This is a genomic window from Gordonia sp. NPDC003422 (assembly GCF_053588675.1).
The window spans coordinates 41,354-62,329 of the sequence record NZ_JBSFQL010000029.1 but is presented as its reverse complement, the minus strand read 5'-3'; the positions used below and the strand labels follow the sequence as shown (position 1 = coordinate 62,329).

The following is a 20,976-nucleotide window of genomic DNA, read 5'->3' as shown; positions in this document are numbered from 1 at the left end:
CCCGACGAGACCTCGTCACACACGACCAATAGACCAACCACAGGGGGTCAAAATTCAAACGTCGATAAGGGGTCAGATTTCAGCCGCCGTTGACAGGATGAGCCCTGGCAGCAATAAGAATGCATACCTGCGACCTAGTGCTCCCCGCGGACGCGGGGATGAGCCCAGGAAGTGACAGCGTGAACGGGCGACACGGGGGTGCTCCCCGCGGACGCGGGGATGAGCCCTCGGGTTCCCGACGCTGGCGCACGCTGTCGTCGTGCTCCCCGCGGACGCGGGGATGAGCCCGGTGTGGACAAGCTCCTCACGCTGTTCTCGCAGTGCTCCCCGCGGACGCGGGGATGAGCCCTTCGCCTGCCAAATCTGAGGCTTCCCCGGCGAGTGCTCCCCGCGGACGCGGGGATGAGCCCACCTCGATCCACGGGCCGATGTAGCCGCGGATGTGCTCCCCGCGGACGCGGGGATGAGCCCAAGGCTGAGCGCGAGAAGGCCGCACGGATCGAGTGCTCCCCGCGGACGCGGGGATGAGCCCAGCGGCGGCAACGAGGCGTCGGGTCTCTTCCAGTGCTCCCCGCGGACGCGGGGATGAGCCCACCCATCACGTCGGGATCTACTACGGAGTCCAGTGCTCCCCGCGGACGCGGGGATGAGCCCGGGTATACGGTCACCACGATCACGTCGACCACGTGCTCCCCGCGGACGCGGGGATGAGCCCGGTGGTAGGCCCGCCGCCAACCGAGCGAACGCGTGCTCCCCGCGGACGCGGGGATGAGCCCACGCCGAAGCATGTGACGGGAACACTTTCAGGGTGCTCCCCGCGGACGCGGGGATGAGCCCCAGTGGCGGCAGCCTGTGCCGCAGGCCACACAGTGCTCCCCGCGGACGCGGGGATGAGCCCATCGGCGGCGGCAAGTCGTCGTTCGGAAACTCGTGCTCCCGGCGGACGCGGGGATGAGCCCGGCGTTGGCGGGACAGCATGTCGGTGGTGATCGTGCTCCCCGCGGACGCGGGGATGAGCCCACGGGCGGATATGGATCGGGTGGCGCGGGAGTGTGCTCCCCGCGGACGCGGGGATGAGCCCGAGACGTTCCGCAACATCGTGAAAGCCACCTGGTGCTCCCCGCGGACGCGGGGATGAGCCCAAGGCTGGTGCGGGTTCGCAGGACGCGAACAAGTGCTCCCCGCGGACGCGGGGATGAGCCCTCCGGATGCACAATCCTGCGGTACCCCGACACGTGCTCCCCGCGGACGCGGGGATGAGCCCACCTCACCCTCGTACTGCACGACACGCGAGTCGTGCTCCCCGCGGACGCGGGGATGAGCCGCACGCGGCGACGCAGGACATGACTTCGAGTGCGTGCTCCCCGCGGACGCGGGGATGAGCCCCAGTCATCAAGGTCGGTGTCCGTCGAATCCACGTGCTCCCCGCGGACGCGGGGATGACACCAGTTTGTTTGATCGCCGCCGCACCGATGCTCGGTGCTCCCCGCGGACGCGGGGATGAGCCCTCGCGAACGGTGGTGCGTGATGGCCGGATTCAGTGCTCCCCGCGGACGCGGGGATGAGCCCGATGTCGAATGGCCAGTTCGAGGATGTGCAGGGTGCTCCCCGCGGACGCGGGGATGAGCCCAACTTCTGGTGCGACGGGGTGCGCATCTCCCAGTGTTCCCCGCGGACGCGGGGATGAGCCCATGGCCACGACGGGACGGTCCCGTTGTTGCCGTGCTCCCCGCGGACGCGGGGATGAGCCCTTCCCCGCCACCACCGCCGAACTCCACACCAGGTGCTCCCCGCGGACGCGGGGATGAGCCCGACCAGCTCACGGCGACGGGGGATACCGGCAAGTGCTCCCCGCGGACGCGGGGATGAGCCCCTGACACAGTTTCAGCGGCGACACGCCGCAAGGTGCTCCCCGCGGACGCGGGGATGAGCCCTCGGCCATGCGGCCCTCACCGTCGGGTAGCTTGTGCTCCCCGCGGACGCGGGGATGAGCCCAACAACGACTTCACCACGACGACGGAGCAGAAGTGCTCCCCGCGGACGCGGGGATGAGCCCGCTGCTGTAGCCGTGTTCGGCTGCGACCTCAGGTGCTCCCCGCGGACGCGGGGATGAGCCCATACGTTGGCCGCGCCGTTGCCGCCCCACTGCGTGCTCCCCGCGGACGCGGGGATGAGCCCTGGTGTGCGCTGACCACCCTGTTCGTCAACCTGTGCTCCCCGCGGACGCGGGGATGAGCCCCCTCACGTTGATCCGGCTCCTCACTCGAATGCGTGCTCCCCGCGGACGCGGGGATGAGCCCTGCTTGCGAGCGTGGCGGTCCAGGAAACCGTCGTGCTCCCCGCGGACGCGGGGATGAGCCCGCCTGCCCCGCCCCAGCGCCGATCGCCGCCAGGTGCTCCCCGCGGACGCGGGGATGAGCCACAGCCAGACGTGCAGCACGATCCTTTCGCGGAGGTGCTCCCGCGGACGCGGGGATGAGCCCGGTGACAGCGCAGCATCCAGCTGACCGCTGATGTGCTCCCCGCGGACGCGGGGATGAGCCCTGGAAAGAGCCGCCCACGGCCGAGTGAGTTCGGTGCTCGCCGCGGACGCGGGGATGAGCCCTCCAGGTCAGCTGCCGCTGGTCCTGTTCCCCGCGGACGCGGGGATGGGCCCGTCGCGAGCTGCGACAGCCCGTACCGGATGGCGTGCTCCCCGGGGACGCGGGGATGAGCCCGACCGCTTCAACACGTGGGTCGCCGGCCACTAGTTCAACGACCCGGTGAAGGTCACCCGCTCGGCGCTGCAGAACGCTGCGTCGATCGCGGCTCTGTTCCTCACCACCGAGGCCGTCGTCGCCGACAAGCCGGAGAAGAACCCCGCCCCCGCATTGCCGGGTGGCGACGAGATGGGCGGAATGGGCTTCTGATCTCGTCTCCGACGAGGATGGGCTTCTGATCTCGTCTCCGACGAGGATGGGCTTCTGAGTCCAAACCCCGTTTCGTATTGAACAACCGAAGGCCGGTCACCCCACGAGGGTGGCCGGCCTTCGGCCTTCGCATCGGCCGTGGAAGCCCATGCTTTGCCTCGTGCCGTGTCGAGAGCGCGTTTTGTGCCGAATCACGGTTGCTCCGGCGCCACGGCGCGTCGGTCGCGCCGACGCATGGGCAGACTGGAGGGTGTGACGATGACGCCCGCCCCGAGTCCTGTTCCGACACTGCCCAACCTGCGTGATCTCGGTGGCTGGTCCACCTCTCACGGCCGGAATGTGCGCGGTGGCCTGATCTACCGTTCGACCGACTTCTCGTTCATGGCGTCCATCGACCTCCCGCGTTTCGAGTCGCTCGGTGTGAAGACGATCTACGACCTGCGGTCGGCCACCGAACGCAAGGCTCTTCCCGATCCCGACCTGCCCGGCGTCGCCGATCTGCACCTTGACGTGCTCGCCGACGCGGCATAGCCCTCCCGGGCAATCTGCAGCACTTCCTCTCCGATCCCGCCACGGTCGCCACGGTCACCAAGGAGCTGTCGGGCGATGAGGCCAAGAAGATGATCAGGGACACTTATCGCGAGCTGGTGTCGATGCCCAGCGCACGTACGGCGTATCAAGCTTTCTACCGTGGCCTCCTCGGCGAACGACAATCGCCGTCGATGTTCCACTGCACCACTGGCAAGGACCGCACGGGATGGGCTGCGGCGTCCTTGCTCACCTTGCTGGGTGTGGCGAAAGACGATGTGTACGAGGATTATCTCCTCACCAACGATCGGCTCGTGCCCGCACTCAAACCCGTCTTCGACCGCTTCGGTGCCGCGGGAGGCAACCCCGATCTGCTGATTCCGGTGCTGGGAGTCGATGCGAGCTACCTCGACACCGCCTTCGCCGAGGTCGACAAGGCGTTCGGCGGTATCGAGGGTTATTTTGCCGACGCACTCGGCCTCGACTCCCACGAACAGCAGCGTCTACGAGATATCTACCTCGAGGACTGAAACTCTGGGCCGGGCCGAGGATGAGTCCTGCGTCAACGGTGACGGCCGACACGCGCCACAATGGTCACCGTGACCGAGCAGATCGATAGACCAGCGCTGACCGATGTCGCCAACTTTCGCGATGTCGGCGGTTGGGGTACCCGCGACGGACGACGTGTCGTCACCGGACGGCTGTTCCGGTCCGCCGCCCTCGACAAGGCGTCGGATTCCGACCGCACCTACCTCGCTGGTCTGGGTCTGCAGACCATCGCTGATCTGCGTTCGGTCGCCGAGGCCGACGCCGCTCCCGATCCGGTGATCGGCGATGCGCGCGCGGTGCTGCTCGACGTCCTCGCCGACGCCGCCGAGGTCGCCGTCCCGGCGCACCTCGACGTCCTGATCGCCGACCCCGAGGCGGTGGCGAAGGCCAACGAACGTCTCGCCGACGGCAGCGGCGTCGAGCACATGATCAGCTCTTATCGGGGTTTGGTGAACCTCCCGAGCGCCAAGCGTGGCTATCGTGAGTTCTTCACCGGCCTGCTCGACGGCACGCCGACGCTCTTCCACTGCACCGCGGGCAAGGACCGAACCGGTTGGGCGGCAGCATCTTTCCTCACCCTGATGGGTGTCGACCGTGATGATGTGTACCGCGACTATCTGCTGACCAACGACTTGTTCCTGCCGGCAATGTCGTCGGTGTTCGACAGCTTCGAGGCGGCCGGCGGCGACGCCGACCTCCTACGCCCCCTTCTCGGTGTGACGGCCACCTACCTCAACGTCGCATTCGACGAGGTGGCGATTCAATACGGCACCATCGACGACTACTTCGGCGAGGCCCTCGGCATCGACGCCGACGCGCGAGACCAGTTGCGTGAGCACTACGTGGTCAACTGACTCGAAGAGTTGTGCTGTTCCCGACTTGCCGACCCTCGAAGGCGCTGGTGAGAAACCGATCTCGTCTCGCACCAGGGCTACGAGGCTCGCAGGCTCGCATCTCGGCTGGCGGTGGGGCTTCGAGTTCTTGGGCGCTGACTGGATGAACTCTGCGCGCTGCGCGCGGCGCCGGTCTCCGCGTCTGAAATGATCTCCGCATGACCAGAACGCCCGGCCAGTCGATCGCTCTGTCGACCCTCCCGAACCTCCGAGATCTGGGTGGTTGGCGAACAACCGACGGTCGGTGGGTGCGGGAGGGATTGGTGTTTCGGTCGACCGATCTCAACCACCTCAATGACGACGATGTGTCAGCGCTCGAGCAGCTGGGTCTGCGCACCGTCTACGACCTGCGCACGCTGGCCGAGCGCACAGCCGAGCCGGACGTCTGCATCCCGTCGGCGAACGAGGTGGTTCTCGACGTCCTCGCCGACGCGGCGGCGGCGCTGCCGGCCAACCTCGTCACGATCTTCACCGACCCGGCGCAGGTGGCGAAGGCCGGCAAGTACCTCGAAGACGGTGAGGCGCTGGCGATCATCTCCGGCACCTACCGCGAGCTGATCACGCTACCCAGCGCGATGACGTCATATCGGCGCTTCTTCCGTGGTCTGCTCGGCGAGGACGACACGCCGGCGCTGTTCCACTGCACCACCGGCAAAGACCGCACGGGATGGGCCGCGGCATCGTTCCTGACCTTGATGGGCGTACCGAGCGACGATGTGTTCCGCGACTATCTGCTGACCAACGAGCAGCTGATCCCCGCCCTGAAGCCCGTATTCGACGCCTTCGCCGCGGCCGGTGGGAACCCCGACGATCTCCGGCCGGTGCTGGGTGTCGAGCGGAAGTATCTGGAGTCGGCCTTTGATGAGGTCGACAAGCGCTTCGGCAGTATCGACGATTACTTCGCCGAGGGTCTGGGTGTCGGCCTCGAAGAGCAGGATGCGTTGCGGCACAAGTATCTTGACCCAGATTTCAGTACCCGATGACCGGCACACTCGACGAGGGCGACGAGTTCGCCGGCTATCGGGTCGTCCGGCGGCTCGGTGTCGGCGGGATGGGTGAGGTGTACCTGGCCACCCACCCACGCTTGCCGCGCCAGGATGCACTGAAGGTGCTCGCACCCATGTACCACATGACGCACAGTTCCGCGAGCGCTTCGGTCGCGAAGCCGACGTCGCGTCAACTCTGTTGCATCCCAATATTGTTCCGCTGTACGACCGCGGGGAGCATCGCGAGCGGCTGTGGATCTCCATGGCCTATATCGACGGCTCGGACGTCGCAGCGCTCGCGGCCGATGTACCTGGCCGGATTCTGCCCGACGACCTGGTGATCGACGTGGCGGTCTCGGTCGCCGACGCGCTCGACCACGCCCACGAGAACGGACTGCTGCACCGTGACGTGAAACCCGGGAACATCCTTGTCGGTCAGGGCCGACGGCGACGGGTCTATCTAGCCGACTTCGGGATCGCCAAGCCGCAGGACTCTGGTTCGGCACTGACGTCGACCGGCGCGTTTGTCGGGAGCCTGGCCTATTGTGCACCCGAGCAGGCAGCCGCGGAACCGCTCACCGGTGCCGCCGACCAGTATCAGCTGGCGTGCACCATATTCGAGATGCTCGTCGGAGCACCACCCTATTCGGGCCCCAATCTGGTTGCGGTGCTTCACCATCACCTCACTTCGCCGGTTCCGTCGCCCCGGTCTCGTCGGCCGGCGCTGCCGCCGGAGCTCGATGCAGTCTTCTCCCGTGCGTTGGCAAAGACACCGTCGCAGCGCTACCTCCGCTGTGCGGACTTCGCGGACGATCTTGTCGCCGCGCTCACGGGCCGCTGGACGGAAGCCATCGGACCGGCACCCGTCCCGACTGCGCCGACGCCACATCCGCCCGCCGAGGTTTGGCGGCAGTCGACTGTGGTTGGACCAGTCGCGCAGCAGCCACTCGCCTTTGCGTCCACGAACGTGCAGGCGCCGATCCCGCCGGTGATCGGCTCACCGATTGCGTGGACCGGGAACCCGCATCCGCCCGAGCATCTGCGTGGGCTGGCCTGCGGTGCCTACTTTGCGTTGTCATCGACCGACGACCCGGTCGATGAACTGCTCGTCACCGGCAGCAAGTGCAACCTCCGCAAGCAGCTGCGTGAGACCTGGGGCATCATCGACGGCGAATCCGCCGAGGAGACAATCGAACTGTTGATGCTCGGTCTGGATGCGCCGGACTACGATCCGGTGCTGGCTGCCATCCGGTCGCGGGGGAGTTTCGGCCGCGACCGCATCGTGCACGACTTCCCGGCGCTCAATCCGTCCGTGCTCGACACCTGCCTGAGCATCGTCGGCTACACGCAGGGACGACCCGACGTCCTACCCGGAAGCGTTGCTGCGTGGGACATCTCGAGACTGGTGATCCTCGTGCGTTACTCCGCGTACCTGGAATTCCTGCACCCGTACCGGGCGTGGGAGGTCATCCTCGAGGCCGGGCGGAAGGCCGCGCAGGTGTATCCGGATTGGCGCGAGTACGCGGCCGGACTCGAATGGGGACGCGCATTCACCGTCGCGGAGGGGGACGACCGTCCGGTGCGTGCCGCCGAAGCGTCGTTCGCCGAGACCCGGCCGACGATCCTGCAGCTGGTGATGGATCCGACCAGTCCGTGGTGCCGTCTTCCACTGCGCTGACGTGATCATTCGTTGTAGCGCAACCCTTTTGCACGTACTGAAACAAAGGGGTGGTCGAGTCGCCAACTCTCGTGTACTCTCGAACGTGAGTTCGAGTGGTCCGGATTCGGGGGTGAGCATGGATCAGCAGATCGACCAAGCGGCGGGGTCGTCGTTGTCGGAGGTTCCCGGTGTGCTCGCCGAGATCGACGGGTTGCTGGATCGGTTGGCGGCTGCGGATCTGACTCGCTGTTCGGATGCCGAGTTGGTGGCCGTTGCGCAGGCGCAGGAGCGTGCGATCAATCGGATGACGTTTCAAGGTAATCGGCAGGTGCTGGAGCTGTCGGATCGGAATGTGCCCCGCGCGATGGGGTTTCGTAGTCTGACCAACTTCCTGAATGTCGAGTTGCGGGTGTCGGACCCGGCACGACGCAAAGATCAGATGGCCGCGACCGGCCGGTTCCGGGAATTCGATGGGCAGCTCAAGGAGCCGAAGTATCCGACGCTGGCGACCGCATTCGCCGACGGGCTGGTGGGGCCCGGCCACGTGCGTAAGACCGCGGAGATGTTGGATGCCATCCCGCACAAGGTTTCCCATGACAAGCAGGTCGCCGCGGAAGCGACGCTGGCCGGGTTGGCTGCCGAGCACACGCCCGACGAGATCAACGCGTTGGGGCAACGCCTGCTGGCGCACCTGGATCCGGACGGGGAACTGTCCGATGACGCCGACCGTAAACGGCAACGCAATCTGTGGCTGAATCGGCAGAACGCGCAACAGATGTCGAAGCTGACCGCGCACCTTGATCCGGAAACCCGGGCGCTGGTGGACATGTTGTTGGCGGTGTGGGCCAAACCCGGTCTCAACAACCCCACCGATCCCGACTCGCCCAGTGGTGCCGAAGATGACGCCGACCCCGAGAAGTTGAAAGCAGCCGCCGCGCGTGATGGGCGGTCGCAGGCCCAACGCAATCATGATGCGCTCTCGGCGTTGCTGAAAGCAGTGTTCACAGACGGTGTGCTGGGCAAAACCCATCGCGGGTTGCCGGTGCAGCTGATCATCAAGGTGCAACTCGAGGATCTGGTCGCCAAGGCCGGGTTCGGTACGACGGCGACCGGGTCGTTGGTGCCGATGGCCGATGTGGTGCGGTTGGCGGCCGAGGCCGACCAGTATTTGGCGGTGTTCGCCGACAGCATTCCCCTGGCCCTGTATGAGGGCCGGTCCAAGCGGTGCGCGACCCTGGCGCAGCGGTTGATGTCGTTTGCCCGTGAGGACGGGGAGGTGTGTTCGGCGCCGGGCTGTGATCAGCCGGCCACGCACGTGGAAATGCATCATGCGCACCGTGATTGGGCCGAGGGTGGGCGCACCGACATCGTCGACCTCGCACCTGCGTGTCCGAAGCACAATCGGATGGTCAGTGATCGGCTCGGGGATTACACCACCGGGGTGTATCGCAGCGGCGAGTTGGTCGGACGCACCTGGTGGCGGCGTAACCACCGACCCGGGGCGCCACCCAATCCGGCGCGCGTGAACCGGCGCCCCGACATCCGGGCACTGTTCGACCAACAACTCGAGAAGGCGCGCGGCCGAATCCACCACACCGAACCCGACCCGCCAGCGTCGGCCACATACCAACTCACCGAGACCATCCCACCACCGGTCTCGGCGGTAGAAGCACGCCTGGCCCTGAACCTCGTCCAGAACCTCCTCTGAAGAGGGGAGGCGACTAGGCTCCGATCATGAGCGCAGACACCGTCGCAGGCCGCCACGTCACCTCGTTGGTCCGTGCCTTTCTCAACTCGCCGCTGGCCGGACTGGCGCCATGGATCGTCATGTCGGTGTTCACCGGTCCGGGCCGGTACGAGGAAGCGGTCTCGGCGGCGCTCGGCCTTGCGATTCTCGTCGTGTTCGCCAATTGGCGGCTCGGGAACACCATCAAACTTCTCGAGTGGTTCGACACCGCGTTCTTCGCGGTTCTCGCAGCGATCGGGTTGTTCGCTTCGAAGGGGACCATCGAGTGGCTGGAACTGTGGGGCGGCGAGATCGCCAACGTCGCGCTGGTCTGCTTCGCGTTGGGATCGATCGTGATCCGACGCCCGTTCACGCTGGAATACGCACGCGAACAAGTGGATTCGGAGTTCTGGGAGCAGCCGCTGTTCATCCGGACCAACTACGTGATCACCTGGGCGTGGGTTGCGGCGTTCGCTGTTTCCGCGATCGCCGGCGCGATCGGTGACGCGGTGCTCGACGACTCGGGGAACTTCTGGACCGGGTGGATCGTGCAGATCGGAGCCACCGTGTTCGCGATCGCCTTCACCGAGTTCTACCCCGACTACGGCCCCAATCGTGCGCTGGCGAAACAGGGCATCGAGACCGATCCACCGGCTTCGCTGGCGCGTCTGTTCGACTGGGTGCCGGTGTTCGTCCTGATCGTGGGGATCATCGGGTTGGTCACCGATTCGACGTCGACGACCCTCGGCGTCACCTTGATCGTCGTGGGTGCCGTCGGGATCGGCGCGATGCGGCGATTCTTCCCGCCGCAGCGTTCCGCTCCCGCCGACTGACGCTCAGCGGAAGACGATGCACGTCGTCGTGCCGTGCGCGACGAGCTTGCCGTCGTCGGAGAACACCTTGCCCTCCGCCGTGGCGGTCTTGCGGCCGGCGTGGATCACCGTGCCGACCGCGGTCAGTTCGCCGGCGTCGACGGCGACCGACCGGATGTAGTTGATCTTGAGTTCCAGGGTCGTGTAGCCGACCCCGGCCGGGAGAGTGGTGTGCACCGCGCAGCCCATGACCGAATCGAGCAGGGTCGCGCAGACGCCGCCATGCACGGTTCCGAGCGGGTTGGCGAAGTCGGGTTTGGGTGTGACCGCAAAACTCACGTCGCCCTCGTCGATGCGCACCGGCCGCATACCGAGCAGGCGTCCGATGCTCGGGTGATCGTCGCGATGCGGGTTGTCGCGCCACGCCCGGAGTAACTCGAGTCCGGACAGTTGCAGCGGGTCGTTTCTGGTCTCAGCTGTGGTCATGACTATGTATGCTTGCATAGAGACGGCCGATTATGAAGACCTACATAGGAGAGACGGTATGGCGTCACATTCCGCTGCGTCGGTGACGCAGGGCTCCGAGGCGCGCGGACCGCGCGAACGGATGGTGATCCACGCCGCCGATCTGATCGGCCGCGACGGGGTGGCGGCAACATCCATCGGCGACGTCATCGCCGCCAGTTCGGCGCCGCGCGGTTCGATCTACCACCACTTTCCGGGCGGCAAGACCCAGCTCATGACGGAAGCCGTGCGTTACGCAGGCGACTTCATCGCCGACCGACTCGGGACCCTGCGCTCGCATACCGCCGCCGACGCGGTCACCGACATCGGCGACGTGTGGCGGCGCATGCTCATCAACAGCGACTACCAATTCGGTTGCCCGGTGCTCGCCGGAGGCCTGGCCCGCCGCACCGAACCTCAGGTCGCCGACGTGGCCGAGGAAGTCCTCACACAGTGGACCAAGCTGGTGGCATCGCGGCTCGTCGTCGAGGGGGTTGACGTGGACCGGGCGGGCTCGCTCGCGAACCTCATCGTCGCGGCCATCGAGGGGGCGGTCGGCCTCTGTCAGACGCAGCGCAGCGTCGAACCCCTCGACAACGTCATTCGCGAACTGGCACTGCTGACCCAAAGCGTCGCCACCGCCTGATGGCGTCCGCCCCAGCGGATTTCGTTCACGAACCTGCATTTGTGCAGGTCGATTCATGCTTCGGTGTTCAACTGTCGTGCCGGTCGTAGTAGGTTCTTCCCTCAAGTGAGGCGCCCGTCGGGGGTCGGCGTTGCTTCGATGGTGCTTGTGCGGGCAAGTGGCCCGCCCGAACGGTTGGGGAGTGTGAGAGATGACGCCGGTGTTCATGCAGGCACTGGGGTCTGACTTCGACCGCTTGCACCCGAACCTGGCGTGGCGGTACAGCATCGACTCGACATCCGGGGTAGCGCTGATGGCCACCGGAATCATGGAATCGATCTACGTGAGTTCGGCGGTGCCGTCGCCGCTGTTGCGCCACTACGGAAATCGAGCAGCGCTACCGCGTCGGTCGAGCCGGATGGTGCCGTTCCGCGAGTCGCACTACTGCTACCAGGACGAACTGAAGCGTGAGAGTCTGGCGATCCTGCGGACGTTCGACTACTCGTCCGGACCGCACCGATTCAACTCGGTCAAGGTGTTCGCCAAGAATGGCGTCATCCGCGATCACTTCGGCGACGGACCCGAACTGCTGACCGATCTCGAGGTGTCGGTGAACTCCCGGGGCGATCTCCTGTTGGAGAGCGGCCCGCTGCACTGGCTCGGCAAGGGGCCAAAGCTGGGCATGCGCCGCCTGTTCGACGCCCGGATGAAGTACATGGAGGGTTGGGACGAGCGCAACGACCGGTTCCGGTGCGACGCCACCGTGCGCGCGCCGATGTTCGGCGAGATCTTCCATCTCCGTGGATGGTTCACCGCGAGCGACCAACTCTGCTCACTCCAGGAGATCCCCGACGAGGCATGGACCGAACGCCTCGTCGATCGCGATACCTGAGTCGACGCGGTGGTTCCCTGCAACCGCTCGACGGCGCCGAGGTAGGTTCACCTCATGGCTGTCTCCGCGAAAATCGAATTCGACGTCGCCGCACCCCCGTCGGTGGTCATGGAAGTTCTGATGGACATCGAGTCCCTCCCGGACTGGTCCGGGCCGCACCGGGAAGCGGAGATCCTCACCGAGCATGAGGACGGCACACCGGACACCGTCCGGATGGTGGTCACCGCTGCCGGGATCTCCGACGAGCAGCGCTGCAATTACGAGTGGACCGACACCACGTGCGAGTGGCACCTCATCGAGTCGAATCAGCTGAGTCAGCAGCACGGCAAGTACACCGTCACCGAGAACGGCGACGGTGCCCACGTGGAATTCGTCCTCGAAGTGGATCTGAAGATCAAGCTGCCCGGCCTGATCGTGAAGCGCGCGCAGAAGATGGCCGTCGACACCGCCAAGAAGGGGCTGACCGCCGAAGCTCAGCGACGCGCGGCCGACTGACCTTCCGCCACCCAACGGCCACGACGAGACCCCGGTGACGGGTGTGGCGCGGTGTTGCGGATCCGTGACTAGGCTGCGTCCCCGTCGGGTCTTGTCTCCGGCGTACTGGCGGGTACCCTGGCGTCCAACCGCAAAACCCCGACCCCCGCATTGGAGCCAAATAAATTGCGAATCAACAGGATTGCAGCCCGAGTCACTGTCGCCGTCATCGGTGGAGCCGGTCTGGTGTGGCTGGCCGGGATCAGTGGCGGACAGGCTGGAGCGGCCACCTGTAATGCGGCGAACGGGCAGCAGGTCGAGCGGGTCCACGGCACGAGCGGGTGCGGCGCGAAGGCCGGACCTGGGTCGGCGGCAAGTGCCGAGGAGCGTAGTTCGGGCGGCACCGCCGTCGCCGTGGCGGCCAACCGAGGTCATGCGCGGGCACTGAACCTGCAACCCGGGTCGTCGGCCCTCGCCGGTGCCAACACGGGCGGCAACGCCTTCGCCGTGACGACCGGACCCAAGGGGCTGTCGGTGGCGCAGGCGCGTCAGGGCGGCAACGCCATCGCGATCGGCGGGTGGGGCGGCCAGGCCTACGCCGGTCCCGCCGGTGCGGCCTGCTCGGGCGGATTCGCGGCCGCCGCCGACACCACGACCGGCAAGGTGTGCCTGCACGCGGGGTCCATCGACTACCGCAATTGACCTCGTGAGGGGTGAACTCGGTAACGCACGCCGCCGAGTTCACCCCTTCGCAATGTGTCGTTCGATGGCTCGACCTATCGTTGAGTGGTGACCGAGTTACACGACCTGGATCAGATCGGCCCCGACTTCAGCGTGCTCAATGGCAGGGAAGCGCTGCAGCAACTCGTCGACCTCCACGACACGACGCAATTCACCGTCAACGACGATGACGACGACGACCCCGTGCTCCTGACGCTTCCCGAGCGCAACGTCGTCGACACGTGGCGGCAGGACTACCCGTACGACGAGCGGATGAGCCGCCGCGAGTACGAGGTGACCAAGCGGCGCCTGCAGATCGAGCTGCTCAAACTGCAGAAGTGGTCCAAGCAGAACGGCCAGCGGCACCTGCTCGTCTTCGAAGGACGGGACGCCGCCGGCAAGGGCGGCACGATCAAACGCTTCAACGAACACCTCAACCCTCGTGGCGCGCGTGTGGTCGCCCTGGAAAAGCCCAGCGCACGCGAGTCCACCGAGTGGTATTTCCAGCGCTACGTCCAGCACCTTCCGGCCGGCGGCGAGATGGTGTTCTTCGACCGATCCTGGTACAACCGCGCCGGCGTCGAGCGGGTCATGGGTTTCTGTACACCCGAGCAATACGACCAGTTCATGACGCAGGTGCCGGCCTTCGAGAAGATGCTCGTCGACGACGGGATCAACCTGGTCAAGTTCTGGTTCTCGGTGACCCCGCTCGAACAGCGCACCCGATTCGCGATCCGGCAGATCGACCCGGTCCGGCAGTGGAAACTGTCGCCGATGGATCTCGCCTCCCTGGACAAGTGGAACTCCTACAGCGAGGCCAAGGAGGCGATGTTCGCCATCACCGACACCGACCACGCGCCGTGGACGGTGGTCAAGAGCAACGACAAGAAGCGCGCGCGGATCAACGCCATGCGCCACGTGCTCAGTCTGTTCGACTACGAGGGCAAGAACACGGAGCTGGTGGGTGCACCCGACCCCTTGATCGTCGGGCGCGCACGCGACGTCGTCGGGGAGTAACTGCCGGGTGCGATCGGTCCGACGCGCGTCGGTAGCCTCGTGTCGTGCGTAGCTTTCTCAGCGGTTTGCTGACCTTGATCGCGATGGTCGCGTGTGTGTTGGCAGTACCGACGATGTGGATCTCCGAACGACTCGTCGACCAGGACGGGTTCGTGTCGGTGGTGAGTCCGATGTCGACCGACGAGCATGTCAAGGACTTCCTGGCCGACCGGATCACCGAGCAGGCGGTGGCCCGGGCCGATCAGCTCAACACCGACGTCCTGAACGCACCGATAGAGGCATTGGTCCGACCGGTCGCGCAGCGATACACCGACAGCCCCGGTTTCCAGGCTGATTTCGTCAGCCTTGTGCGGCAGCAGCATTCCTGGCTGTTCGACGAACCCGCACCGGGCACCGATACGCAGGTGATGCGCGTCGACATCACGCCGATGGTGAATCGTGTGATCAGCCAAGTCATTCCGGGTGCACAACCACTCGCCGGGCCGATCGAGGTGGAACTGGTCAACCGCGAGAACGGGCTCGAGGCCGGGCAGTATCACCGTGTCGGCCAACAGATCACGACGCTCGGCTGGTCCTCGACCATCGTTGCGGCCGTCGCCGCACTGCTGGCGCTGCTCGTGGCGCGACGACGCGGAACCGTGCTCGCCTGGCTCGGCATCGGACTGATGCTGTCGTGTGCGGCCGCATGGGCGGCGGGAACCTACCTGGCCGACCAGGCCCGCGATCGGGTGTCGACGGCAGCGGAGACGACGCGCGATGTCGCGGAACTTTTCATCGACCGTTGCGCCGACGACCTCACGCAATTTGCGCTGATCGTGGGCGGCGTCGGACTGGGCGTGGTGGTGCTCGGCATCGTCGTGCGACTGGTGCTCCCGGGCGGGCGTTAGGCCTCAGCGCAGAATGCGGGCCAGGAAGGGCGTCGAATCCGGCATCGATGCGAGGACGGCGCTGGAGTGGTCGTCCTCGGGGTACACGTGCAGGGTGACCGGCTGACCGTTGGCCTTCATCTGGGCATACAGCGAGAGTGCCGATGGCGCCGGGACATCCACGTCCCGAAGTCCCTGACCGAGGAAAATGGGACGGTCGTAGCCCTTGTACGGGGTGGCCATGTAGGTGTGTAGAGCCGCCGACAGACCGGGAATCGACAGCAGGGGCCTGGTGAACCACGTACGCACGTCGTCGCCGGCGAGGGACTTCTTCAGGATCGGATAGCAGGTGGACCGACCCTGCGCCAGTCGCTCGATTCCCTTGCGGCTCATGACCGATGCGACGCGGAGGTCCGGCCGGGTCTCGTTGAATCCGGCCAGGATGTACGCGGTGTAGGCGTTGAGCCCGCCGGGCAGCGTCACCGGCGGAACGAGCGGGCCGAGATTCTGATACAGGTACTCGAGATTGGCCGGGATGCCCGTGGCGACCACCCCGCGGTAGTCCAGACCGGTGCCGCGGCTGAAGCTTGTCGCGTACCGGGCGCCGTTGAGCGCGGCGGCCGCTCCTTGCGACTGTCCGATGATCGCCCACCGCTTGGCGAGTGGGAGACGCATCTGATGGCTGGCGACCACGACGTCGACGATCGCGTGCGCCGCGGTCACTCCGTTCAGATAGGCCATCAGGCCCGGCGTGCCCAGCCCGACGTAGTCGGCGGCGACCACCGCGTAGCCCTGCTGCAACCAGTGCCCGAGGTACTTCTGGTCCCGGGCACTTCGTGGAAACGCCGACGGGGTGCACGCGTCGGCCATTCCGACGGTGCCATGTGCCCAGGAGATCACCGGCCAGCCGCCGCGCGGCGGTGTCCCGGGCGGCAGGAACACGGCTCCGGTGGACGAGGCCATGCGGCGATGCTGGTTCAGCGACGAGAACTGGATGCGATAGGCGTTGCCCGCGCCCGGAATCGAGAGTGCGGGGTCCAACGGAACGGACGCCAGGAGGACGCCACCGCGTGCCGGCAGCGGTCCGCGGAAGTCGGTCACGTTCAAGCCCGACCAGTTCGGGGCACCCACCGAGACCTCGTCGTCCGCGCGGGCCACGCCGGGCCCGGCAGCCGGCATGCCGAGGATGAGCAGGGCCGCCACGGCTGGGCACAGGCGGCGGAACAGGGCGCGAGATACCGGCAACATGATCGGTGAGCCTAGATGCGCGTGCCGGTGGATTCGGTCTCGCTTCGACGATCTGGCACTGGACTGTGCGCAACATGTCACGACACCGACCACAGTGGGACACTGACACAAGGTCGTCGACGAGAGGTGTTTGTATGGTTCGCGCGCAGCGCCACGCACTCCGTGCGACGTGGGGTGTGCTCGCGTCGGCGCCGCTGACCTGTGGTTGGCTCGCGATCCTGCTGGTGACCACCATCATCGGGCGCACTGTGAGCCCGGCAGAGCTCGACCGGATTCTCGGTGAGCGGTCCACCAACCTGCACAACCTGACCACCGACCCCGTGCATGTGCTGTTCACCAGTCTGTTCTGGATCGACGGCGCGTTCTGGCTTCCGTACCTGGTGTCGTTCTGCGTCTTTCACATCCCCGCGGAGCGCTGGCTGGGGTCCCTACGGTGGCTGGCGGTCGGACTGAGCGCGCACATCCTGGCGACCTTCGTCAGTGAGGGGTTGCTCGGTCTCGCCATCCACGATGGCGTGGCCGACGAGTCGATGGTCAACGTGCTCGACGTCGGCGTGAGCTATTTCCTCGCGGGCATCGTCGGTGTGTTGACCTACCGCATCGCACGTCCGTGGTGCTGGGTGTATCTCGGCGGCGTACTCGCGGTCTACGGTCTCCCGCTGATCGTGGCCTTCGACTTCACCGCGATCGGTCACTTCACATCGGTGCTCATCGGCCTGGCCTGGTACCCGATGGCACGACGACGTGGCGTGCCGCCGTGGAATCCGAAAGTCACTCTCAGTCGTGTCACCCGATGGTGCGCCACAGGAATTCGTAGGCGAGCGCGGACTTGAACGCCGCCTGCTTGTTGTCCGCCGCGCCGCCGTGCCCGCCCTCGATGTTCTCGTAGTACTGCACGGCGTGCCCGGTCTCCTCGAGGCGTGCCACCAGTTTTCGGGCGTGCCCCGGATGGACGCGATCGTCGCGGGTGGACGTCGTGACCAGGATCGGCGGGTAGGTGACGTCGGCGCTGATGTTCTGATACGGCGAGAACGGCTTCATGAACGCCCACTGCTCGGGATCGTCGGGATCGCCGTACTCGGCCATCCACGATGCTCCCGCGAGCAGTAGGTGATAGCGCCGCATGTCGATCAGCGGCACCTGGCACACCAGCGCTCCGAACAGCTCCGGATATCGGGTCAGCATCACTCCCATGAGAAGCCCACCGTTGGAACCACCTTGCGCGGCAAGCTGCTTCGGCGTCGTGAGACCGGAGTCGACGAGAGCGCGCGCCACCGCCGCAAAGTCCTCGTACACCTTGTGTCGGCCGGCCTTCTGCGCCTGGGTGTGCCACGACGGACCGTACTCGCCGCCACCCCGGATGTTGGCGATGACGTAGATGCCGCCGCGCGCGATCCAGCTCTGCCCGGCGATCGCCAGATAACCTGGCGTCAGGGCGTTCTCGAATCCGCCGTAGCCGTAGAGCAGCGTCGGCCCGCTGCTGGTGCCATTCCTGCGCACCACAAAGTAGGGGACCTGCGTTCCGTCGTCGGAGGTGGCGAAATGCTGTTCGGCACTGATGTTCTCGGCGTCGAAGAACTCCGGACTGTGTTTGATGACGGTTGCGTCCACGCCACTGTCGCCGTGCAGCAGACTCGGCGGATCGGTGAATGACGTTGCCGACCAGAAGACCTCGTCGCTCTCGTCGGGGTCGGTGTCGAGGACCGAGATGGTGGCGAGCTCGGGAAGTCCGGGCTGCGGCACGGTTTCCCAGTCGCCGACGCTGCGCACCTCGACCCGCGTGTGGACGTCGTGCAGCGTCACGATGATGAGATGTGAACGGGTGAAGGAATAGTCGACCAGACTCGTGTGCGCGTCCGGGGTGAACAGGACCGTCGCGTCGCGGCCGCCGGCCTGGTAGCGCGGATAGTCGAAGACGAGCAGCGTTCCCGGTGCATGGGTCACGTCGCCGACGGACCACTCCGACCGGGTCAGCACCAGCAGCCAGTCCCGGTGCACCCCCGCGTGTGCGTCGGTCGGCACATCCACCAATTCTTGCGTGTCGTCCGATAATTGGTACAGCAGCGAGTTGAAGAAGTCGGTGGCCCGGCTCACGAAATGACGCTCGAACCCCGGGGTGTCGTCGTACACCGCCCGGATCGACACGTCACCGGTCTCCCCGGCGAAGACCGTCACGGCGTCCTCGAGCGGGGTGCCGCGGGACCAGCGCTTGACGATGCGTGGGTACCCGGAGTCGGTCAGTGCCTTGCGGCCATCCGGCTGGACCCCGAAATCGGTTCCGACATAGACGGAATCGCGATCAATCCACCCCACGCTGGATTTGTTCTCGGGGAGCCCGAAGCCGTCGGCGACCCAGGTGCGAGTGGTCAGGTCGAATTCTCGGACGACGGTGGCGTCGGCGCCGCCGCGAGACAGTGAGATGAGTGCCCGATCGTAGTGGGGCCGTAATGCCGTGGCGCCGGCCCATACCCAGTTCTCGTCTTCGTCGCGGGCCAACTCGTCGACGTCGATGAGCACGTCCCAGTCCGGTGTGTCGGTGACGTAGGACTCGAGCGTGGTGCGGCGCCAGAGACCGCGCGGGTTGGCGGCGTCCTTCCAGAAGTTGTAGAGGTACTCGCCGCGGCGTCGGACGTAGGGGATTCGGTCGTCGGTGTCGAGGGCCGCGAGGGTCTGCGATTCCATCTCGCGGAACCGGTCGGACGACGTCAGTTCGTCGACCGTCGGCTGGTTGTGTTCACGCACCCAGGCGAGTGCGTCGTCGCCGGTCACGTCCTCGAGCCAGAGGTAGGGGTCGGGCGGCGTCGTGCCGTCGTGCTGCGTCATGGCATTCAACCTACGTGGGCTCGCTCGACCGCGTCATTTGGCCTGTTCAAACCGCATACGTGCAGGTCATGCGTCCGGTAACCTGCCGAGCGAGGGTCGGAGATCTCAGGAGGGCGTCATGTTGGCCGTAATCCGTCCGAGAACCCGACATCGACGGCGCTGGCCGCTGGTCGCGACCAGCGTGCTCGCCGTCGCCGTGCTGGCAGCGGCCTGCGACTCCGGTTCCACGTCGTCGCCCAGCAGTTCCGCGGTCCCGGCGTCGGAGGAGAATCCCAACGCCCAGGTCGAGGGTGCGCTGCCGGACAACGCGGTCGCCGACGCGGTGTCCAAACTCGACGGGCTCGTCGAATCGATGATGCGCGACACCGGGATTCCCGGTATGGCTGTGGCGGTGGTGTCGGGCGGGGAAACCAAGTACGCCAAGGGATTCGGGGTCGCCGATGTCACCACGGGTGCCTCCGTCAACGCCGACACCGTCTTCCCGCTCGCCTCGATGTCCAAGTCCATCGGTTCGACGGTGATCGCGTCGCAGGTCACCAACAAGACCGTGTCGTGGGACGACCAGGTGGCGGCTGCGCTGCCCGGTTTCGCGCTCGCCGACCCGTATGTCACTCGCACGGTCACCGTCGCCGACATGTACACGCACCGTTCCGGTTTGCCCGACCACGCCGGCGACAAGATCGAGGATCTCGGTTATCCCCGGGCGGTGGTCCTCAACCGATTGCGCTACGCGCCGCTGCAGCCGTTCCGAATCACATACGACTACACCAACTTCGGGATCACCGCCGGCGCCGAATCGGTGGCCAACCGGTCGGGTCGCGACTGGGAGACGCTCTCGGAGGAGTCGATCTACCGGCCGCTCGGCATGACGCGCACGAGTTCCCGCTTCCGGGATTTCACGGCACGCAACAACCGGGTCGTCGGGCACGTGCAGGTCGACGGCAAGTGGGTCGTGACGTTCAAGCAACGTGATCCCGACGCGCAGGCGCCCGCAGGTGGTGTCAGTTCGTCGGTCAACGACCTCACCCACTGGCTCACGATGTTGATGGCTCAGGGAACGTATCAGGGCAAGCAACTCGTCGCGCCCGAGGCGTTGTTGCCCGCGATCACGCCGCAGATCGTGTCGTCACCGTCCTCGGCGCCGGACGCGCGGGCCGGGTTCTACGGCTACGGATTCAACGTCTCGGTCACCGCCGGCGGGCGCACCCAGGTGAGCCATTCAGGTGCCTTCGGGTCGGGAGCGGCAACCAACTTCCTCGTGCTGCCCTCGGCCGACGTGGCGATCGTGGTGTTGTCCAACGCATCTCCCATCGGGGCGGTCGAAGCGATCACCGGCGAGTTCGCCGATCTCGTCCAGTTCGGCGAGGTGCGTCACGACTGGCGCACCCTCTACCGGCAGGCGTTCGACGCGGAGAACCAGCCGTCGGGCAGCCTGGTGGGTAAGCAGCGTCCAGCCAATCCTGCACCGGCGCAGGCGCTCTCGTCCTACGTCGGAACCTATGCGAACTCCATGTACGGACCGGCGGTGGTCCGCGAACAGGGTGGAAAGCTGGTCCTGGCGATGGGTCCGGGTGGTGTGACGACCCATGAACTCACCCACTGGGACGGCAACACCTTCACCTTCACACTCCGCAACGAGAACGCCGAACTCGGATCGATCTCCAAGGTCACCTTCGACGGTCCACGCATGGTGATCGAGTACTACGACGACGAGGAGAACGACGGGGTCTTCACCCGGCAGTGA

17 protein-coding genes, 2 pseudogenes and 1 CRISPR repeat array are annotated in these 20,976 nt (G+C 66.3%); of the genes and pseudogenes, 16 read left to right on the top strand and 3 right to left on the bottom strand.

Translation table 11 applies throughout. The annotated features are described in order from the left end of the window. Positions 1-137: 137 nt before the first annotated feature. Positions 138-2,717: a CRISPR direct-repeat array (repeat unit 29 nt; unit sequence GTGCTCCCCGCGGACGCGGGGATGAGCCC). Between the two features lie 45 nt (positions 2,718-2,762). From ACWDTF_RS21045 to ACWDTF_RS21010, 8 genes and pseudogenes are all read left to right on the top strand, one after another. Next, positions 2,763-2,909, top strand: coding sequence for a hypothetical protein (locus ACWDTF_RS21045; RefSeq protein ID WP_355275775.1), 147 nt, complete (start codon positions 2,763-2,765; stop codon positions 2,907-2,909). Positions 2,910-3,161: 252 nt separating this feature from the next. Next, positions 3,162-3,967 (top strand): annotated as a pseudogene (locus ACWDTF_RS21040) (tyrosine-protein phosphatase). Positions 3,968-4,027: 60 nt separating this feature from the next. Next, positions 4,028-4,840 (top strand): tyrosine-protein phosphatase, encoded by an 813-nt coding sequence (locus ACWDTF_RS21035; RefSeq protein WP_355275777.1) that lies wholly within the window; start codon positions 4,028-4,030, stop codon positions 4,838-4,840. A 197-nt stretch (positions 4,841-5,037) separates the two neighbouring features. Further along, on the top strand, positions 5,038-5,862 hold the full coding sequence (locus tag ACWDTF_RS21030) for a tyrosine-protein phosphatase (RefSeq protein ID WP_355275779.1): 825 nt from the start codon (positions 5,038-5,040) through the stop codon (positions 5,860-5,862). A gap of 163 nt (positions 5,863-6,025) precedes the next feature. Continuing rightward, a pseudogene (locus tag ACWDTF_RS21025) lies at positions 6,026-6,640 on the top strand (serine/threonine-protein kinase); the annotation flags it as partial. Positions 6,641-6,784: 144 nt separating this feature from the next. Next, positions 6,785-7,543, top strand: a complete 759-nt coding sequence (locus ACWDTF_RS21020) for a DUF1266 domain-containing protein (RefSeq protein ID WP_449755011.1) — start codon at positions 6,785-6,787, stop codon at positions 7,541-7,543. 85 nt (positions 7,544-7,628) lie between these two features. Further along, positions 7,629-9,233 carry an HNH endonuclease signature motif containing protein gene (locus ACWDTF_RS21015; RefSeq protein WP_355275781.1) on the top strand — a complete coding sequence of 535 codons (1,605 nt, stop codon included), beginning with the start codon at positions 7,629-7,631 and terminating at the stop codon, positions 9,231-9,233. Between the two features lie 26 nt (positions 9,234-9,259). Then, positions 9,260-10,084, top strand: coding sequence for a hypothetical protein (locus ACWDTF_RS21010; RefSeq protein WP_449755008.1), 825 nt, complete (start codon positions 9,260-9,262; stop codon positions 10,082-10,084). Between the two features lie 3 nt (positions 10,085-10,087). Here ACWDTF_RS21010 and ACWDTF_RS21005 read toward each other — a convergent pair whose 3' ends face one another. Then, positions 10,088-10,567 (bottom strand): PaaI family thioesterase, encoded by a 480-nt coding sequence (locus tag ACWDTF_RS21005; protein ID WP_240859804.1) that lies wholly within the window; start codon positions 10,565-10,567, stop codon positions 10,088-10,090. Positions 10,568-10,607: 40 nt separating this feature from the next. Here ACWDTF_RS21005 and ACWDTF_RS21000 point away from each other — a divergent pair, with 40 nt between their 5' ends. From ACWDTF_RS21000 to ACWDTF_RS20975, 6 genes are all read left to right on the top strand, one after another. After that, the gene (locus ACWDTF_RS21000) at positions 10,608-11,213 is read left to right on the top strand and encodes a TetR/AcrR family transcriptional regulator (RefSeq protein WP_240859802.1); all 606 of its coding nucleotides are present in this window, start codon (positions 10,608-10,610) and stop codon (positions 11,211-11,213) included. A 190-nt stretch (positions 11,214-11,403) separates the two neighbouring features. Next, positions 11,404-12,084, top strand: a complete 681-nt coding sequence (locus ACWDTF_RS20995; protein ID WP_355275788.1) for a DUF4166 domain-containing protein — start codon at positions 11,404-11,406, stop codon at positions 12,082-12,084. Between the two features lie 54 nt (positions 12,085-12,138). Continuing rightward, positions 12,139-12,579 (top strand): SRPBCC family protein, encoded by a 441-nt coding sequence (locus ACWDTF_RS20990; protein ID WP_355275790.1) that lies wholly within the window; start codon positions 12,139-12,141, stop codon positions 12,577-12,579. A 165-nt stretch (positions 12,580-12,744) separates the two neighbouring features. Continuing rightward, positions 12,745-13,260, top strand: coding sequence for a DUF6764 family protein (locus ACWDTF_RS20985; protein WP_355275792.1), 516 nt, complete (start codon positions 12,745-12,747; stop codon positions 13,258-13,260). Positions 13,261-13,347: 87 nt separating this feature from the next. Continuing rightward, entirely contained in the window at positions 13,348-14,295 is a 948-nt protein-coding gene (ppk2, locus tag ACWDTF_RS20980; protein WP_240859794.1) for a polyphosphate kinase 2, read from the top strand. Between the two features lie 44 nt (positions 14,296-14,339). Further along, positions 14,340-15,182 carry a hypothetical protein gene (locus tag ACWDTF_RS20975; RefSeq protein WP_240859789.1) on the top strand — a complete coding sequence of 281 codons (843 nt, stop codon included), beginning with the start codon at positions 14,340-14,342 and terminating at the stop codon, positions 15,180-15,182. A 3-nt stretch (positions 15,183-15,185) separates the two neighbouring features. On the opposite strand, the gene ACWDTF_RS20970 is transcribed toward ACWDTF_RS20975, so the two are convergent. Then, on the bottom strand, positions 15,186-16,409 hold the full coding sequence (locus tag ACWDTF_RS20970) for an alpha/beta hydrolase family protein (RefSeq protein WP_449755007.1): 1,224 nt from the start codon (positions 16,407-16,409) through the stop codon (positions 15,186-15,188). Positions 16,410-16,543: 134 nt separating this feature from the next. Between ACWDTF_RS20970 and ACWDTF_RS20965 the strand changes: the two genes are divergently transcribed. After that, positions 16,544-17,242, top strand: a complete 699-nt coding sequence (locus tag ACWDTF_RS20965) for a rhomboid-like protein (protein ID WP_355275795.1) — start codon at positions 16,544-16,546, stop codon at positions 17,240-17,242. Here ACWDTF_RS20965 and ACWDTF_RS20960 read toward each other — a convergent pair. Beyond that, positions 17,196-19,241, bottom strand: coding sequence for a prolyl oligopeptidase family serine peptidase (locus ACWDTF_RS20960; RefSeq protein WP_355275797.1), 2,046 nt, complete (start codon positions 19,239-19,241; stop codon positions 17,196-17,198). The genes ACWDTF_RS20965 and ACWDTF_RS20960 overlap by 47 nt on opposite strands. Positions 19,242-19,350: 109 nt before the next feature. Here ACWDTF_RS20960 and ACWDTF_RS20955 point away from each other — a divergent pair, with 109 nt between their 5' ends. Continuing rightward, a complete protein-coding gene (locus ACWDTF_RS20955; protein WP_449755006.1) occupies positions 19,351-20,976 on the top strand; it encodes a serine hydrolase in 1,626 nt (541 codons plus the stop codon).

Bases quoted from the DNA above. Each gene is read 5' to 3' on its own strand.
- ACWDTF_RS21035 (WP_355275777.1), top strand. From the start codon at position 4,028: ATGGTCACCGTGACCGAGCAGATCGATAGACCAGCGCTGACCGATGTC.
- ACWDTF_RS21030 (WP_355275779.1), top strand. From the start codon at position 5,038: ATGACCAGAACGCCCGGCCAGTCGATCGCTCTGTCGACCCTCCCGAAC.
- ACWDTF_RS21010 (WP_449755008.1), top strand. From the start codon at position 9,260: ATGAGCGCAGACACCGTCGCAGGCCGCCACGTCACCTCGTTGGTCCGT.
- ACWDTF_RS21005 (WP_240859804.1), bottom strand. From the start codon at position 10,567: ATGCAAGCATACATAGTCATGACCACAGCTGAGACCAGAAACGACCCG.
- ACWDTF_RS21000 (WP_240859802.1), top strand. From the start codon at position 10,608: ATGGCGTCACATTCCGCTGCGTCGGTGACGCAGGGCTCCGAGGCGCGC.
- ACWDTF_RS20995 (WP_355275788.1), top strand. From the start codon at position 11,404: ATGACGCCGGTGTTCATGCAGGCACTGGGGTCTGACTTCGACCGCTTG.
- ACWDTF_RS20990 (WP_355275790.1), top strand. From the start codon at position 12,139: ATGGCTGTCTCCGCGAAAATCGAATTCGACGTCGCCGCACCCCCGTCG.
- ACWDTF_RS20970 (WP_449755007.1), bottom strand. From the start codon at position 16,409: ATGTTGCCGGTATCTCGCGCCCTGTTCCGCCGCCTGTGCCCAGCCGTG.
- ACWDTF_RS20965 (WP_355275795.1), top strand. From the start codon at position 16,544: ATGGTTCGCGCGCAGCGCCACGCACTCCGTGCGACGTGGGGTGTGCTC.
- ACWDTF_RS20955 (WP_449755006.1), top strand. From the start codon at position 19,351: ATGTTGGCCGTAATCCGTCCGAGAACCCGACATCGACGGCGCTGGCCG.